We start from the raw sequence: 15,493 nt of genomic DNA on the forward strand, positions 1-15,493 counted from the left end.
CTAGTGAGTAGGCAGCAATTGTGCCTGCAACAAATAGAATTGTCATATGTAGCAACACCTTCCTGTTGGAATGATATTGAGAATAATTTTCAAATTCAATTAGAAGTTTATCACGAACGATAATCATTTTCAATAGGGATTTTAAAATTGTCAAACTTTTTTAATATCTCTATTCATGCCAGGTCTTAATCGTAAAAACGCTTCTTCGTATTCAGTCAATTCTTTCAGTGCTTTTTCTTCGGCTGGTATCCTGACCGAAAGTACCATTATGTTTAGCAGGGTAAATACAGCTGCTGTTAAATAAGCCTGAAACATGAAAGGTATCACGAGAAATTCAGCAGCTACAATTACATAATTGGGATGCTTTATAAAGCGGTATGGCCCCCTTCTGACAACTTTGGCACCCGGCATGACAATGATTTTGGTATTCCAGTATTTCCCTAAGGAAAACAGTGCCCATACTCTTCCTGTCTGGGTAAGAAAGAAAAGAATCAGAATAATGGGCCAAAAAGGGGACAGGTCTTTTTCAAAGATGGTTACTTCAAGCAGATAGCAAATAAAAAAGGAAGCATGAACCGCTACGATCCAGGGATAGTGCCGCTGGCCAAATTCCAGTGCGCCCCTTCCTTTCATCCACTTTTCATTATTTCGGGCAATAGCAAGCTCCGCTGCCCTCTGCAAAATGATGACGGCAATAAATAGTTTGAACAGCATGAATTCACTCCCATTCCAGCAGCAATAATTCCGAGCTAAATCCCGGGCCGAGTGCAGCTGCAAGTCCGGTATCTCCCTGTCGGCCTATCTGCATAAACCTTTTCAATACGTAAAGAATGGTTGCAGATGACATATTTCCGAACTCCTTTAATACATCAAGCGAAATTCTGGTCATACCAGGATCGAATTGCAGTGCTTTTTGATAAGCATCAATGACTTTTTTTCCGCCAGGGTGGGCAACAAAATGGTTTATTTTCCCCATTTCTATGCCTTTTCCCCTTAGAAATTCCGTTACATTTGGCTTAAGCCAGCCCTCTATTATTGATGGTATATCCTTTGAGAAAACCACATATAAACCTTCATTCTTTACTTCCCAGCCCATTACATCCAAAGAATTGCGCATCGTTGTTGATTGGGACCCCACAATTCTCGGAATGGCTGATACCTTTTGAAAATCCCTTTGAACGTCATCACCCGTTATCAGCGCACATGCTGCACCGTCAGCAAAAAGAGAGGTCCCGATTAGATTGCTCTTTGACCGGTCATTGCGCTGAAAGGTCAAACTGCATAATTCTATGGTTAAAACCAGTACTTTTGCTTCAGGGAAAGCCAGGCAATATTCATACGCTCTTGAAAGGCCTGAAGCACCGCCCGCACAACCCAGTCCCCATATCGGTATTCGCTTCGTATGTTCAGAAAATGGAAGCTTATTCATGATTCTTGCTTCAATGCTCGGTGTGGCAATTCCTGAACTAGAAATAGTAAAAATGGCATCGATTTCTTCGCAATGGAGATTCCTGCTCAAGAAAATGTCATTTTCCAGACAGCACATTATAGCCTTTGTACCCAGTTCAATAGCCTGTTCAATGTAAGCATTGTTTCGATCTTCAAATGATTTATCTGTTTTAAACCATTCAAGTCCCTTAGCAAAGTGGCGTTTTTCAATTTGGCCGTTTTGGAAAGCTTTCAATAAACGTTCAATATCCTTAAAGGAATCTGAAAATAAATCTCTGGCAAAATCCATTACCTGATCCTGGGTCAGAATATGTTCAGGTATTGCTTCTGCAACTGATACAATTGCTGGCATACATGATTCTCCTCCGCTTGCTTTCTTTTATTTTTTCCAAATAAAAGCAATTTATGTTCAAAATTGTCTAATCAAGCAAAAAAAAGCTTCCCCCATTAGGAGGAAGCAATGTGTTTTGAAGGAGTTGTTGTGCATCTTTATTATAATGGAATAACTAAATGAATAGCATTACTAAATCTTTTCCAATTCAATAGGTATGGCTGGCCAATGACAAAGTTATTCGGATGCATCCAATCCATTATTCTTTTTATGGTGCTTTTGTACTTCTATATATATTTTTTTCGTAACCAGGATACCGCAAGCAGCACAAACCTCTTCTTCATTATATAAAAGCCGGCAGTTATCACAATAATATTTCTCCATCACATTACACTCTCTTTCTTGCGAGAAACAATCGCTTAGGAAATGTAAAATACCGATAGAATATTATATTGATTGCCAGAATTATTGTGATTGCCGCAAGAAGAATTATGAAGCCTTCTGCTCCGCAAAAGATGCAGGCTGAACTGCTTTTTTACCTTTAGCAACATTGAATACGATGTTTAAAAGAATTGCCGTCACACTGCCCGCCACTATTCCATTATCAGTCAGGATGCGCACACTGGAAGGCATTTGCGCGAATAATTCAGGTACGGCTGTTACTCCCAATCCCATCCCGACAGAGCAGGCAATGATTAATAAATTTTCCTGAGAGGAGAATTCAACTTTGCTGAGCATTTTTATTCCATAAGCGACTACCATACCGAACATGGCTACCATTGCGCCCCCTAATACGGGAGTTGGAATAATTGTTGTCAATGCGCCGATTTTCGGAACTAGCCCAAGCAGTACAAGAAAAGCCCCAGCTGTATATATAACATTTTTCGTTTTTACGCCTGACATCTGAAGAAGTCCGACGTTTTGGGAATATGTTGTATAAGGAAAAGCATTAAAGACAGCACCCAGGATGATTGCAAGCCCTTCTGCACGATAACCATTTGACAGATCCTTTTCTTCCAATTTTTCTTCACAGATATCACCCAGAGCAAAATAAACGCCCGTAGATTCAACTAAACTGACCATTGCTACGAGAATCATAGTAAGGATCGCAGTCACCTCAAATGTCGGCATGCCAAAATAGAATGGTGATGGCATATGAAACCAGGAAGCTTCTCCAACTGCAGAGAAATCTACCATGCCCATGAAAAACGCTGTAATGGTGCCAGCAGCCAGCCCAAGCAAAATGGCAATCGCACGAATAAAGCCTTTAAAGAAGCGGAAGAGAATAATGATGAACAGCAAAGTTCCAAAAGCCAATGCAATGTTTGTCATGGAACCAAAGTCAGGGCTTCCCTGTCCTCCAGCCATGTTGTTCATAGCAACAGGAATTAACGTAATTCCGATAATTGTAACTACCGACCCTGTTACAACAGGCGGAAAAAATTTCACCAGTTTTCCAAAATACTTTGAAACAGCTACAACAAACAAGCCTGAAATAAGGATCGAACCATAGATTGCTGGTATTCCATATTGCCCGCCAATCGCAATCATAGGCCCAACGGCAGTAAATGTGCAGCCAAGAACAACCGGAAGGCCAATCCCAAAAAATCTGCTGCGCAATACTTGAAGAAGTGTTGCAATACCGCACATAAAAATATCAATTGAAACTAGATAGGTAAGCTGTTCCCCTGTTAATCCCAATGCTCCTCCTACAATCAATGGTACAATTACTGCGCCTGCATACATGGCAAGGACATGCTGAATTCCAAGGGAAGCAATTCTAACCGGATTCTGATTCATCGCATCAATTCCTCCATTTTCTTTGCTGTTTTATCAAAGCTGATTATGCCGCTTTCAAGCGAGTCAATAATTGCTAAGGATTCAACCCGAAATCCCTTTTCCCTCAGCAGCTGTCCGCCATTTTGAAAGCCTTTTTCAATAACGATTCCAATCCCTGCTATAGCTGATCCCGCTTTATTCGCTATATCCGCAAGACCTAATGCTGCCTGTCCATTCGCTAGAAAATCATCGATAATAAGAACATTGTCTTTTTCTGAAAGATATTTCTTTGAAACAGAGATTTCACTTGTTTCTTCCTTAGTAAAAGAATAGACAGAGGCTGTAATCAGGTCATTTACCAGAGTAAGAGATTTTCTTTTTCTCGCAAATACAACTGAAACATTCAACTGGAGCCCCGCCATTACAGCTGGCGCAATCCCCGAAGATTCGATAGTCAATATTTTTGTAATCCCGCTGCTGGAGAATCTATCTGCAAATTCTTTGCCGACTTCATGCATTAGCTGAGGATCTATTTGGTGGTTCAGAAAAGAATCCACCTTTAAAACTGACGGCGATAAAACAATCCCTTCGCTCTTTATTTTTTCAATAAGCATATCCATTTTGCATCCTCCTCTATGATAGAAAGCCTTCAATTACTCATTCCAGCCAAATAAAAAGCCTGAAACCCATCGCATTCACAACATAAAAATGAGTGAAGCAATGGCCTTCAGGCTAATGATCTAAGCTGCAGGCAAACAAGGATGACTAAAGCGTCCTGTACATTGCTCACTCATAGTCGGATCATTTACGGTAACCCGGTAGAAACTTGCGAGCCATATCCTCGCGATTATATGAGTGAATGTTATTAATTTATTAACATTATAACATCATTTACTAATACTTCAATCAAAACTTTAACTAAATACGAACTAAACAATAAATTACCAGAAAATTGTTCGCTAATCAGATAATTCACCCTCTTCAGTATGTTTATTTTAAATAATTTGCCTACTTTCTGAAGCTCAATTAAACCTTCACAGTTTTTTCACAATTTAAAGGAGTTTTTTGTGACATAAATCACTTAAATATCAATTTTTCACTATTATCATAGTGTTTAAGTTACGAATGAACAATTTGTGAACTCACTGAAAGCATCTAGAATCTTCCTAAATGTTTTGTATTATGAAAGTGTAATCATTTACTTTTTCCAAATATTCGAAAGGAGTGAAGGGCAATGGCGAAAACGGAACTCAGCCGAAAAACAAAAACTGAAATAGAGGATAGCTCTTCCTTAAAGGGAACGCTAGCTTCCGTTTTCTTATTAGGATTCTTCCTGATCATTACATGGGTGGGTGTTTATTCACTATTTATCAGCCGCTTTTAGAATTAGAAAGGGGAAAAAGCCATGCATATGCATAAATTTGAAAAGGCCTGGCTCACTTTTGGAATCGGATCGCTGCTTGTTTTTTTAACAGTCCTGGGAGTCAGCGCATTTTACCTGGGCAATCAGCCCCCAAGCTGTTTGGCAACAATCGACCCTGAAAAGGTCGATACTACCGCTCCATTTAATGAGCCAGGGCTGAAAAAGGTAGAAGGGAAAGATTGGGATTACGAATTGGTATACGTAGCATCTGCGTTTTCCTATAGCCCAGCTGAAGTAGAGGTTCCATATGGTGCCAAAGTGAAAATTATCGCAACAACCAAAGATGTCGTCCACGGTTTTGAAGTTGCGGGATCAAATATCAACATGATGCTTGAACCCGGCTATATCAGTGAACATGTTACAACATTTGATAAAACTGGCGAATACTTAATTGTATGTAATGAATATTGCGGTGTTGGTCACCACATGATGTCGTCTAAAATTAAGGTGGTGGAATAATGTTAAATCCTTCAGCAAAATTAAAAGTTGACCGCCGTGACGGAAAATTGGCAATGGCTCACTTTTTCGTTGCATTTACAGCTTTAGCAGTAGGCGGCCTTGCTGGTTTATTGCAGACTTTGGTCCGCTCCGGTAAATTCGAGCTTCCTGCAGGCATCGGGTATTACCAAATTCTCACGGTTCACGGTGTTGTACTCGGACTTGTACTTACCACCTTTTTTATAATGGGTTTCCAGATAGCAGCGACAAGCAAAACATCAGGAACCCTTACAAATAAACAGCGGATTGCCGGCTGGATCGGTTTTTGGCTGATGACTGCAGGAACTGTTCTTGCAGCTGTTATGATCCTGCTGAATGAAGCTACTGTTCTTTATACTTTCTATGCTCCTCTTCAGGCACATGCATTGTATTATATCGGTTTAACACTTGTTATAGTGGGAAGCTGGATTGACGGGGCAGCCATCATTATGAAGTATGCAGAATGGCGAAGAAGAAATCCCGGACAGCCGAGGCCGTTATTAACCTTTATGTCATTGGTCAACACGATGATGTGGATTGTGGCAACAATCGGTGTAGCTTCTACCGTTCTTTTCCAGCTTCTTCCTTGGTCATTGGGGTTTGCAGAAACAGTAAATATCGGAGTCAGCCGTACTTTATTCTGGTATTTCGGACATCCGCTTGTTTATTTCTGGCTATTGCCTGCATACATGGCCTGGTATGTTGTTATTCCCAAGGTCATCGGCGGAAAAATATTCTCAGATTCATTGGCACGTTTGTCATTCATTTTATTCCTGCTTTTCTCAATCCCTGTCGGATTTCACCATCAATTAATGGAGCCGGGAATTGATCCAGCATGGAAATTCTTTCAGGTTATCCTGACATTCCTGGTTGTCATTCCATCTCTGATGACTGCATTTTCTCTATTTGCCACTTTTGAAAGCTTTGGCCGTTCCAAAGGGGCCAAAGGATTATTCGGCTGGGTAAAAAAACTGCCTTGGGGAGATGCGCGATTTACTGTTCCTTTCATCGGGATGGTTGCCTTTATTCCAGCGGGTGCAGGCGGTATCGTTAATGCGTCCCACCAGATGAACCAGGTTGTCCATAACACGATATGGGTAACCGGCCACTTTCACTTAACAGTGGCAACATCTGTAGTACTTACATTCTTTGGGGTTTCTTACTGGCTGATTCCTCATCTGACAGGAAGAACATTAACAAAAGCGATGAATAAATTAGGAATCATCCAGGCAGTTATCTGGGCAATCGGAATGACATTCATGTCTGGTGCCATGCATGCTGCCGGTCTTCTGGGAGCACCGCGCCGTTCATCATACTCTGAATATGGCGGAGCAGCACAGGCAGCAGAATGGATTCCATACCAGGTTGCACAGGCAATCGGCGGTTCTATCCTATTTATAGGCATCATCTTAATGCTTTATATCTTCATCAACCTTGCCTTTTTCGCACCAAAGGGAGAGCAGGAATTCCCTATAGGAGAAGCTGCCGATGAAGCCGACAAAGCTCCAATGGTATTTGAAAATTGGAAGCTTTGGCTTGGAATTACGGTTGTTCTTATTCTATTTGCCTACACCATCCCATTTATAGATTTAATTCAAAATGCACCTCCCGGGGCTAAAGGATATAAGCTTTGGTAGAAAAAACACTCCGTTCCACTATGGACGGAGTGTTTTAGTGTTCAAGCTTGCTTGATTCAGCCACGATTCCTGCATTTTTCCTTTTTGCGGGCAAATTCACAATAATTACGGAACTGAGTATCAGCAATGCGCCTGCAATCTGGACTACACCGAGACTTTCCCCGTAAAGTGTGACTCCTAGAAGCATGGCCACGACTGGTTCAACTGTAGCGATGACAGCTGCCCTGCTTCCATCCGTTTTTTCCAGACCCCATGTATATACAAAATAGGCAAGAACCGTAGGAACAAATCCCAAACCAATACTAAGAAACAAAACTTCAGTGTTCAAAAAAACTGAAGCTTTTGTCCATAGCTTTGTTACCGGGATAAGAAATACCGAAGCTATTAGGAATGTATAAAGCGTAACTGTAAAGGGATGATACTTTCTTAAGGCAAATTTCCCGAAGATTGTATAAAGTGCATAGCCAAACCCGGCACCTAATCCCGTCAAAATTCCAAGAAGAGTAATATCACTGCTGCCAGCTGATAATCCGGCAACTAGAATGCAGCCCACAATGGTGCCTGCCACAGCTGCAACCTTTCTTAGGTTTATCCCTTCCTTTAAAAACAGGTAAGATAATATAGTCACAAAAGCCGGAGCGGTATAAAGCAGAACGACTGCCAATGAAATGCTGATCTGGTTCATTGCTGTGAAATAACAATAATTAAAAAAGACGATGCTAAGAATTCCGGTTCCAACAAAAAACCGGATGTCAGAGGCAGATTCCAGTTTAAAGCGATTCCGGAAACGCATAATTCCGAATAGAACGAGAAATATGGCCGCAAAAAAAACTCTCACAGCCACAATTTCCATAGCTGAGAATCCAAATTCCCCGAGCCCTTTTACAAATACAGCAATAATCCCCCATAGACTTGCTCCTAACGCAATCATTAAGAATGGAAGTATTTTCTTCATTATTTCTCTCCATGAAGTAAGAGGATGGCTGAGGCCACCCTCTTACTCAAATTATTAATAGAAACCTATTTCAACTGATACACCTTACCATACTTATCATATAGATAGTTAATTAAATGCTGGGCATTCAGGCCTTCACCCGTTACGTCATTTAAAATTTCAAGCGGTTTTTTCATTTTACCGAACTGGTGCACATTTTGGGTAAACCACTCTTTGATTGGCAATAGATTGCCCTCTTCAAGTAATTCATCATAGTTTGGCAAATCCTTTAACATGCTGTTTTTAAGCTGTGCTGCATACATATAGCCTAAAGCATAGGAAGGGAAATAGCCGAAGCTTCCTCCTGCCCAGTGGACATCCTGCAGAATGCCTTCGCCGTCATTTTCAGGCTTTACTCCCAGATATTGTTCATATTTTGCATTCCAGATTGCAGGAAGGTCTTTAACTTCGATTTCATCATTGAACAAGCCCTTTTCAATTTCATAACGGATGATGATATGAAGCGGATATGTTAATTCGTCTGCTTCAATACGGATTAAAGACGGCTTTGATTCATTAATGGCACGATAAAATGCATCTATCGGCACGTCATCAAATTGACCGCTGGCATATTCTTTAAGAAGGTCATAATTCCTTTTCCAGAATGAAAAATGTCTTCCAACAAAGTTTTCATAAAATAATGACTGTGATTCATGAATTCCCATTGATGTTCCAGAGCATAGCGGAGTTCCCACCAGGTCAGAAGAAATATTCTGTTCATAAAGAGCATGCCCGCCTTCATGAATCGTGCCAAATACAGCTGTCCGGAAATCAGTTTCATCATATTTGGTAGTCACTCGGACATCACCGGGATTTAAACCTGTTGCAAAAGGATGAACAGTCTCATCAAGGCGTCCTGCCTTAAAGTTATAGCCCATTTGATCAAGAACTTTAAGGCTGAAATCCCGCTGTTTGTCCTTGGCAAAGTGTTCAAATAAAAAGCTGGTGTCCGGTTTATTCTGTGATTCGGAAATTTGCTGAACCAGAGGGACGATTTTTTCCCTCAGCTGTCCAAACACCTGATCAAGTGTTTCAACGGTAACACCAGGTTCATACATATCCAGCAGAGTATTATATTTGTTGCCTTCATATCCCCAATAAGAAATGAATCGTTTATTCATTTCAACAAGCTTTTCCAAATATGGCTGAAACATCTTAAAATCAGAGCCCGCCTTTGCATCTTCCCAAATGTTCTCAGCTTTGGATTGCAGGATGACATACTCCGTATATTCCTCTGCAGGAATTTTTTTATTCCGATCATAATCCCTTTTGCATTCTTCAAGAGTTTTCAATGTCACTTCAGTAAGATTTTCCCGGCCGGAAAGTTTCGCTATGTATGCAGCCATTTCCTCAGATGTTGACATTTTGAATACTTCTGAAGAGAGCATTCCAATCACTTCGGAACGCTGTTCCAGCCCCTGCTTGGGTGCCCCTGTCCGCATATCCCAATACATCAGCCCGATGGCTTCATTATAGGCCGTCATTTTTTTGACATAATCAAGGAATTGCTGTTCTGTCTGTTTTAATGATTCTGCCACAATTTTACCCCCTATATATCTAATATATTAACATTTTATCATACTTTTCTGAAAAGGAAGTCATCATAATCTTTTCCCTTTGCTGTTTTTCTTTTTAACCTGCCGGCCAAAGAGTTATAATGGTGTAAAGTGAACTAACCTAAAGTGAAACTTCAATTAGCGGGGGCGCTTTTCCCCGCTGATTATTAGTTGAATTTATCGGGCCCTTACGGGCAGTTTGGCCCCCCACTTATTCTCTTTTGATTCCTCTGAGTCCTAAAGTGAAGGTCTTACTGCCCGTTGGACGCGAGAAAGTGAGATAGCATGAAATATTTGATTTACTTTATCGTTATTGCAGCATTTATAGATACCTTTTCCCAGCTCCCCATTATGAGCCCTTTTGCCAAATCCTTTGACTCTTCACCAGCCTTTGTGGGATTAATTGTTGGGATGTATTCCTTCTCGAATATGATAGGCAATATTTTGGCAGGCTATTGGATAGATAAAAGCGGAGCAAAGAAAGTTTTGGTCTCTGGCCTTTCCTTAACTGGCATTATTGTAGTACTGTATACATTTGCTGAGACACCTTTGCATTTAATTACAGTAAGATTTTTTCATGGGTTATTTGGCGGCTTTCTGGTACCTGCAGCTTTTACAGTCATTGCAGACCGCGGAAAATCAGACAAACAGGGTAAAAAAATGGCTGTATCGGGTGCAGCTGTTGGCTTTTCTGCCATAGTCGGGCCTGCTTTTGGCGCTGTGATTGCTTCCAATTACAGCATAAACTGGGTCTTTTTAATTATAGCGGCAACGATGATCAGCAGTGCAGTCCTGGCCTTTGTGTTTTTGCCGTCAGGGTATCAGAAAAAAGTAAAAGAAGAAAGCTCTCATTCTGAAAAAATGCTTCCATTATTAAAGAATCCTATGCTGGCAGCAAGTTATTTAGGAGCTTTTTCACTCATGTTTGCTCAAGGGACACTTGCCTACCTTCTTCCTCTTCAGGTAGAAGCTTTGCAATTTGATTCGATATACAGCGGGATTTTATTAAGCACTTTCGGAATCACCGCCATCCTTATTTTTCTGCTGCCTATTAATAATATTTTTGATGCCTATAAACACCACAATAGCATGCTTGCAGGAATGCTGATTATTGGGATGGCCCTCGTTCTGCTAAGTTCAGCTTCTTCCCTTGTATTCATGTTTTTATGCATGGTTCTTTACGGCACCGGGTTTGCACTTTTATTCCCTTCCATTAATGCCCTTATAGCCAGCCATACAACAGAAAAAACAAGAGGAAAGGCGTTTGGCCTCTTTTATGCCTTTTTTTCTTTGGGCGTTGTAGCCGGCTCCACCCTATTAGGTTTATTGGGAGTAACTTTCAATATAGGTTTTTTGATCGCCGCAGCACTTTTACTGTTAACGGTATGCGGCATGTTCATATACTTTAAAAAGCGGAGTTCCCAATTATTAAAGAGCCGGGAGTGACCGAAAATGAAAGAATTAGTTAGCAGCTGCTCTGTTTGCGGCAAAGATCTATACTGTCTTGATGGATTCTTCAACGGAGTCCATAATGAAAAAAATGAAACAATCTGTTTTGAATGTATTGAAGAACAGGCAGAATCCGCAGAGTAAGCATCTGCGGATTTTTTTTGTCCTAATGATTTTTTTTCATAGATTAGTAATGCCTTTTGTAATATGTTCTTCGAAATATGATATATGTCACTTAGTTGAAGAGCTGCCGATGTTAAACTTAAAGCAATTAATAACAATTCTCACTGGCAATTGATTTCTGTTATTAGAACTAAATTAAACCATCTGCCAATTAAAGGAGAGATCAGAATGGAAAACAAAGTTATTGAACTTGATGTAAGAGAGGATATAAAAAATAAATTGGAGCCGTTCCAAAAAATCATGTCGGCGATAGCTGAACTTGATATCGATGATGTTTTTATACTTCATGCCCCGTTTAAGCCCATCCCTCTTTTTGGAGTATTAAAGGCTAAAGACTTCGAATATAAAGCTGAAGAAATTGAAAAGAAGCATTGGAAAGTGACCTTTACTAAGAGAGGTGCTTCAAAATGAAACTGGATAACCGGGGGCTGGAGCCGCCGCAGCCGATGATGAGAACACTCGCGGCTCTTGAAGATTTGACAGAGGGAGAAACCTTATCAATTATAAATGACAGGCGGCCCATGTTTCTTTATGAACAACTGGACGAAATGGGCTGCAAATATGTAACTTCCGAACAGGAAGACGGAAGCTTTTTAATTGAAATCAAAAAATAAGCAGGTGATCTCGTTGCTGGCCAATACAAAAAATGAGACCAATATCAAACTTCCTTTTTCATTTATTCTTTTCAGCCTGCTCTGTTTAATAGGATCTATGGCGCTCATTCTTTTTCAAGGGGAATCCATAATTAACAGTCATTTTCGTATACCCGCCATTTGGTCAGCGGCTCATTTGTTTATATTGGGCTGGGGGCTGATGACTGCAATGGGAGCCATGTATCAGCTCGTACCGGTGGCCTTTCTTACACCTATATGGAATGAAAAGTTTGGCTTTTTCCAATTTACGGTTACTGCATTTGGAATCTTATATTTTGCCCATAGTTTATTTCATACTCCAGAGAGCGCGATGCTGCCTGGGCTGATTACTTTAAGTGGCATCTTAATGTTTTTACTGCAAATGTTCATGACTATAAGGCAGCAGGCGAAGCCTAATGTATTGACTCTTTTCGTGGGAACTGCACTGATTAGTCTGTTAACTGTTATTCTAATGGGAATCATCCTGGTCTACAGCATGAAAACAGGATTTATTTCTGATTATTATCAAGCAGTCTTTAAAAGCCATATACTGCTTGGAACAGCGGGCTGGTTTACACTCCTGATTTTTGGATTTTCCTATAAAATGGTTCCCATGTTTTCCTTGTCTCATGGCTATAGCATGAAGCCGACCAAATATGTCTTTACGGTTTATGCAGCAGGTCTGGCTGCCGCAGTTATCTCTTTTTTCACAGAGAAAAGTTCACTTCTTACCATTGCATTAATGATCCTTGCAGGCGGATTTGCATTCTTCACCTGGCACATGCTGCAAATCCTGCAGAAAAGAGTAAAGAAAAAGCTTGATTATTCATTTCGATTTGCTCTTCTCGCTATACTTGCAGGACTGGCCATCCACCTGGGGGCTTTCATATGCTCGTTAACCGGCAGACTTGAAAGTACCGTCGGGTATCTGGCATTTGCATATCTCATGCTTTGGGTAGCATTGAGCATTTGGGGTTATCTATTTAAAATTGTGCCATTCCTATGGTGGACTTGGAAATACAGCAAAGAAATCGGCAAAAAGAGTGTACCTTCGCTAAAGGATATGATAAATGACAAGGCAGCCATTCCGGTTCTTTCCGCTTTCATTCTCGGTATACTCAGTGTGACAGTCTCCATAGCATATAAACACCTTGTCCTGTTCCTATCCGGTCAGGTTTTAACGGCTGGCGCCAGCATTGTTTTCTGTTATTTGATTATTACTGTTTTAAAAAAATAGGAGGATATGAACTTGAATCCAAAAGAATTAGTTCTCAGCAATCTAAAAAGAGTAATGGATCCTGAGTTAAATATAAACGTGGTTGATTTGGGACTTATTTATGATATTGATTTTCCCGATGATGGCAAGACAGTAATTACCATGACCCTTACAACACCCGGATGCCCGCTCCATGACAGTATTGTCAGCGGAGTAAAGTATTGCATCGAAGATCTGAAGCAATTTTCTGCTGTCGAGGTTAATCTTGTCTGGGAGCCTGCCTGGACCCCTGCCCTTATGACACCTGAAGCTAATCAGCTTTTGAGAGGTTAACAATAAGGCAGCGCCCGCTTGGGGCACTGCCTTTGTTCAGCTTTTTATGGATGGCTCTGAAGGCAGAACCCTTATTATCGTTTCACGCACTTCCTGGTTTTCATTTTTATTCATCAGAATATGAACGGTGCCCTTGTCTTCATGTGTTCTAATTAATCGCCCAATTCCCTGTCTTAACCGCAGAATCATATATGGCAGATCAACCTCTCTGAAAGGATCAGATGAACCTTCCCTTTTGGCTGTAAAGACCGGATCATGAGGAGGAAATGGCAAGCCAAAAATAAGCACATTTTCCAGGGATCTTCCCGGTATATCTAGACCTTCCCACAAATGGACAGAGCAGAGGACTGAATGCTCATCATTTTGGAAATTTGACACGAGGGTACTTATTTCTGCATCCCCTTCAAAAAAGATCGGCATACTCAATTTTCCCGATGCAAAGGCTTTGAATTCTGCCAATTCAGAAGGGCTGTTAAATAATACTAAAGCCCTGCCTTCTGTCAGCTTAATTTGTTCCAGAATATATTCCATCTTCGCTAAACATGATTCCTCTGCAAATTCCGGCATGCGAATGACCATATTTTCTTCATAGTCGAACGGGGAATCTACAGTAAAAGATAAATAATCATCTACTCCAAGGCTCTTTGCCATATAATCAAAGGATTTATTTTCTGACAATGTTGCTGAAGAGAATACAAACGGCTTCTTTTGGGAAAATACTTCTTCCCGCATAATATCTTCCACCATTCTTGGCATGATGACCAGGGTTCTTTCACCATTATTTTCTTCAAACCAGGTAATTCCTTTTAAATCCTTTAGGAATAGTGAAAGTGAGTATGCGATTTGCTCAAGATATTCTTCGACAATTTTTAAGTCATATTCATTAATAACGTACATTTCGCTTTCAAACACCAGTTCTTCCTCAAGTGTATTGATTAAGCTCTGCAGTTTACTGCCTTCTCTCATTACATCGGCAGTTTTTTCAATCGTTTTCTTGTCAGAGCCTGCGTCACCTGAAGCGGACATGGAAAGTGTTATAAAGAAATGCTCATTCTGGTAAATAGCATCCTCAATTATATTTAACGTTTTTTCACGTACATCATTAGCCATGAGCCTTGTCAAAATGGATTCCAGTATCTGCTCAGTAAAACGATAAGTCAGGGCCTTTTGGGAGGCATATTCCAACAAATGGCCTTCATCAAAAACCACACAGGAGCTCTCTGGAAGCAAGGGCAGCTGCCCTTCACGTTTTCTTGATTCCTTGGTCCAGATATGTTCCATATAAAAATCATGCGAACAAATAATCAAGTCTTTTGCGCTCCGGTAATATTCCCGATGGAGAGTTTGACCGCAGCGGTGGCGCTTCTCACAAGTAAAACAATCCTGGATTGAATCCCACGCAACTTTCGTCCAATGCTCATCCGGCAAATCAGGATAATCTTTCCGGTCACCATATCTCTCAAACTTTTGCATGGAAGAGCCTGTTTGAACAAAATCAGGAAGATCATCAAAAATACGGTTATAATGATCATGAACATCATTCGCTACGAGCTTGTCCAGCTTATTTAAACATAGGTACTGATCACGTGATTTTGCCAGCCTGACATCAATATTCAACCCCAGTGCTTTTTCCAGCTTGGCAATATCTCCTTCCTTTTTCACCAGCTGCTCGATTAAAGTCTCATCCGCACAGGCGATAATAGCAGGTTTGTTTATGTACCTTGCATAACTGATTGCATATAAAAGATAAACAATCGTTTTCCCGGTCCCAACACCGGCCTCAGCAAATATAACACTCTTGTCTTTAAATGCCTTCTCCAGCTGAAAGGCCATAAATATTTGCTCATCCCGAATTTCAAATCCTGCTTCAGGCAATATATCGTAAAAAACATCTCCGATCCACTCACTAAGCTTTTCGTAAAAAGATTCGCTCTTGGATACGGCAAAAGGCATTCGGTTAGACATGCTACCCCTCCGTAATTAAAAAGTTAAAGCGCCTTTTTATCCAGACGCTTTGATTTCAGTTCTATCATT

16 protein-coding genes and 1 riboswitch are annotated in these 15,493 nt (G+C 40.6%); of the genes, 9 read left to right on the forward strand and 7 right to left on the reverse strand.

Going from position 1 to position 15,493, the window contains the following annotated elements; all coding sequences use genetic code 11:
• Positions 1–150 precede the first annotated feature (150 nt).
• The 4 genes from JI665_RS06835 to JI665_RS06850 all read right to left on the reverse strand — a co-directional run bounded on the left by JI665_RS06835 (position 151) and on the right by JI665_RS06850 (position 4,179).
• Positions 151–714, reverse strand: coding sequence for an isoprenylcysteine carboxyl methyltransferase family protein (locus JI665_RS06835; RefSeq protein ID WP_206838077.1), 564 nt, complete (start codon positions 712–714; stop codon positions 151–153).
• A 4-nt stretch (positions 715–718) separates the two neighbouring features.
• A complete protein-coding gene (locus JI665_RS06840) occupies positions 719–1,801 on the reverse strand; it encodes a type III polyketide synthase (RefSeq protein WP_206838078.1) in 1,083 nt (360 codons plus the stop codon).
• A 468-nt stretch (positions 1,802–2,269) separates the two neighbouring features.
• Positions 2,270–3,580, reverse strand: coding sequence for a nucleobase:cation symporter-2 family protein (locus JI665_RS06845; RefSeq protein ID WP_206838079.1), 1,311 nt, complete (start codon positions 3,578–3,580; stop codon positions 2,270–2,272).
• Complete coding sequence (locus tag JI665_RS06850) at positions 3,577–4,179, reverse strand: xanthine phosphoribosyltransferase (protein WP_206838081.1); 603 nt, start codon at positions 4,177–4,179, stop codon at positions 3,577–3,579. Before JI665_RS06850 ends, JI665_RS06845 begins: the two co-directional genes overlap by 4 nt.
• A gap of 153 nt (positions 4,180–4,332) precedes the next feature.
• Positions 4,333–4,434, reverse strand: a riboswitch (purine riboswitch).
• A 359-nt stretch (positions 4,435–4,793) separates the two neighbouring features.
• Between JI665_RS06850 and JI665_RS06855 the strand changes: the two genes are divergently transcribed.
• Genes JI665_RS06855 through JI665_RS06865 form a run of 3 tightly spaced genes read left to right on the forward strand, consistent with a single transcriptional unit; the run spans position 4,794 to position 7,096 of the window.
• A complete protein-coding gene (locus JI665_RS06855) occupies positions 4,794–4,943 on the forward strand; it encodes a cytochrome c oxidase subunit 2A (RefSeq protein ID WP_113884615.1) in 150 nt (49 codons plus the stop codon).
• 21 nt (positions 4,944–4,964) lie between these two features.
• Positions 4,965–5,441 carry a cytochrome c oxidase subunit II gene (locus JI665_RS06860; protein ID WP_113884614.1) on the forward strand — a complete coding sequence of 159 codons (477 nt, stop codon included), beginning with the start codon at positions 4,965–4,967 and terminating at the stop codon, positions 5,439–5,441.
• The gene (locus JI665_RS06865) at positions 5,441–7,096 is read left to right on the forward strand and encodes a b(o/a)3-type cytochrome-c oxidase subunit 1 (protein WP_206838082.1); all 1,656 of its coding nucleotides are present in this window, start codon (positions 5,441–5,443) and stop codon (positions 7,094–7,096) included. Before JI665_RS06860 ends, JI665_RS06865 begins: the two co-directional genes overlap by 1 nt.
• Before the next feature lie 34 nt (positions 7,097–7,130).
• Here the strand turns inward: JI665_RS06865 and JI665_RS06870 are convergent, their stop codons facing one another.
• A complete protein-coding gene (locus tag JI665_RS06870) occupies positions 7,131–8,051 on the reverse strand; it encodes a DMT family transporter (RefSeq protein WP_206838084.1) in 921 nt (306 codons plus the stop codon).
• Positions 8,052–8,116: 65 nt separating this feature from the next.
• Positions 8,117–9,628: a carboxypeptidase M32 gene (locus tag JI665_RS06875; RefSeq protein ID WP_206838088.1), complete on the reverse strand. Its 1,512-nt coding sequence runs from the start codon at positions 9,626–9,628 to the stop codon at positions 8,117–8,119.
• Positions 9,629–9,931: 303 nt separating this feature from the next.
• On the opposite strand from JI665_RS06875, the gene JI665_RS06880 reads away from it, so the two are divergent.
• From JI665_RS06880 to JI665_RS06905, 6 genes are all read left to right on the forward strand, one after another.
• Positions 9,932–11,092 carry an MFS transporter gene (locus JI665_RS06880; RefSeq protein ID WP_206838089.1) on the forward strand — a complete coding sequence of 387 codons (1,161 nt, stop codon included), beginning with the start codon at positions 9,932–9,934 and terminating at the stop codon, positions 11,090–11,092.
• Positions 11,093–11,098: 6 nt separating this feature from the next.
• Entirely contained in the window at positions 11,099–11,239 is a 141-nt protein-coding gene (locus tag JI665_RS06885) for a hypothetical protein (protein WP_206838091.1), read from the forward strand.
• 207 nt (positions 11,240–11,446) lie between these two features.
• Positions 11,447–11,689, forward strand: a complete 243-nt coding sequence (locus JI665_RS06890) for a DUF2249 domain-containing protein (RefSeq protein ID WP_206838095.1) — start codon at positions 11,447–11,449, stop codon at positions 11,687–11,689.
• A complete protein-coding gene (locus tag JI665_RS06895; protein ID WP_206838097.1) occupies positions 11,686–11,892 on the forward strand; it encodes a DUF2249 domain-containing protein in 207 nt (68 codons plus the stop codon). Before JI665_RS06890 ends, JI665_RS06895 begins: the two co-directional genes overlap by 4 nt.
• A complete protein-coding gene (locus JI665_RS06900) occupies positions 11,876–13,147 on the forward strand; it encodes a hypothetical protein (protein WP_244671121.1) in 1,272 nt (423 codons plus the stop codon). The genes JI665_RS06895 and JI665_RS06900 overlap by 17 nt, the downstream gene beginning before the upstream one ends.
• A gap of 12 nt (positions 13,148–13,159) precedes the next feature.
• Entirely contained in the window at positions 13,160–13,459 is a 300-nt protein-coding gene (locus JI665_RS06905) for a metal-sulfur cluster assembly factor (RefSeq protein ID WP_206838099.1), read from the forward strand.
• Between the two features lie 36 nt (positions 13,460–13,495).
• On the opposite strand, the gene JI665_RS06910 is transcribed toward JI665_RS06905, so the two are convergent.
• Positions 13,496–15,424, reverse strand: coding sequence for an ATP-dependent DNA helicase (locus JI665_RS06910; protein ID WP_206838102.1), 1,929 nt, complete (start codon positions 15,422–15,424; stop codon positions 13,496–13,498).
• Between the last annotated feature and the right edge of the window lie 69 nt (positions 15,425–15,493).

The sequence above is a fragment of the Bacillus sp. NTK034 genome, assembly GCF_017303275.1.
GTDB lineage: Bacteria > Bacillota > Bacilli > Bacillales > Cytobacillaceae > Cytobacillus.

Bases quoted from the DNA above. Each gene is read 5' to 3' on its own strand.
- JI665_RS06835 (WP_206838077.1), bottom strand. From the start codon at position 714: ATGCTGTTCAAACTATTTATTGCCGTCATCATTTTGCAGAGGGCAGCG.
- JI665_RS06840 (WP_206838078.1), bottom strand. From the start codon at position 1,801: ATGCCAGCAATTGTATCAGTTGCAGAAGCAATACCTGAACATATTCTG.
- JI665_RS06845 (WP_206838079.1), bottom strand. From the start codon at position 3,580: ATGAATCAGAATCCGGTTAGAATTGCTTCCCTTGGAATTCAGCATGTC.
- JI665_RS06850 (WP_206838081.1), bottom strand. From the start codon at position 4,179: ATGGATATGCTTATTGAAAAAATAAAGAGCGAAGGGATTGTTTTATCG.
- JI665_RS06855 (WP_113884615.1), top strand. From the start codon at position 4,794: ATGGCGAAAACGGAACTCAGCCGAAAAACAAAAACTGAAATAGAGGAT.
- JI665_RS06860 (WP_113884614.1), top strand. From the start codon at position 4,965: ATGCATATGCATAAATTTGAAAAGGCCTGGCTCACTTTTGGAATCGGA.
- JI665_RS06865 (WP_206838082.1), top strand. From the start codon at position 5,441: ATGTTAAATCCTTCAGCAAAATTAAAAGTTGACCGCCGTGACGGAAAA.
- JI665_RS06870 (WP_206838084.1), bottom strand. From the start codon at position 8,051: ATGAAGAAAATACTTCCATTCTTAATGATTGCGTTAGGAGCAAGTCTA.
- JI665_RS06880 (WP_206838089.1), top strand. From the start codon at position 9,932: ATGAAATATTTGATTTACTTTATCGTTATTGCAGCATTTATAGATACC.
- JI665_RS06885 (WP_206838091.1), top strand. From the start codon at position 11,099: ATGAAAGAATTAGTTAGCAGCTGCTCTGTTTGCGGCAAAGATCTATAC.
- JI665_RS06890 (WP_206838095.1), top strand. From the start codon at position 11,447: ATGGAAAACAAAGTTATTGAACTTGATGTAAGAGAGGATATAAAAAAT.
- JI665_RS06895 (WP_206838097.1), top strand. From the start codon at position 11,686: ATGAAACTGGATAACCGGGGGCTGGAGCCGCCGCAGCCGATGATGAGA.
- JI665_RS06910 (WP_206838102.1), bottom strand. From the start codon at position 15,424: ATGTCTAACCGAATGCCTTTTGCCGTATCCAAGAGCGAATCTTTTTAC.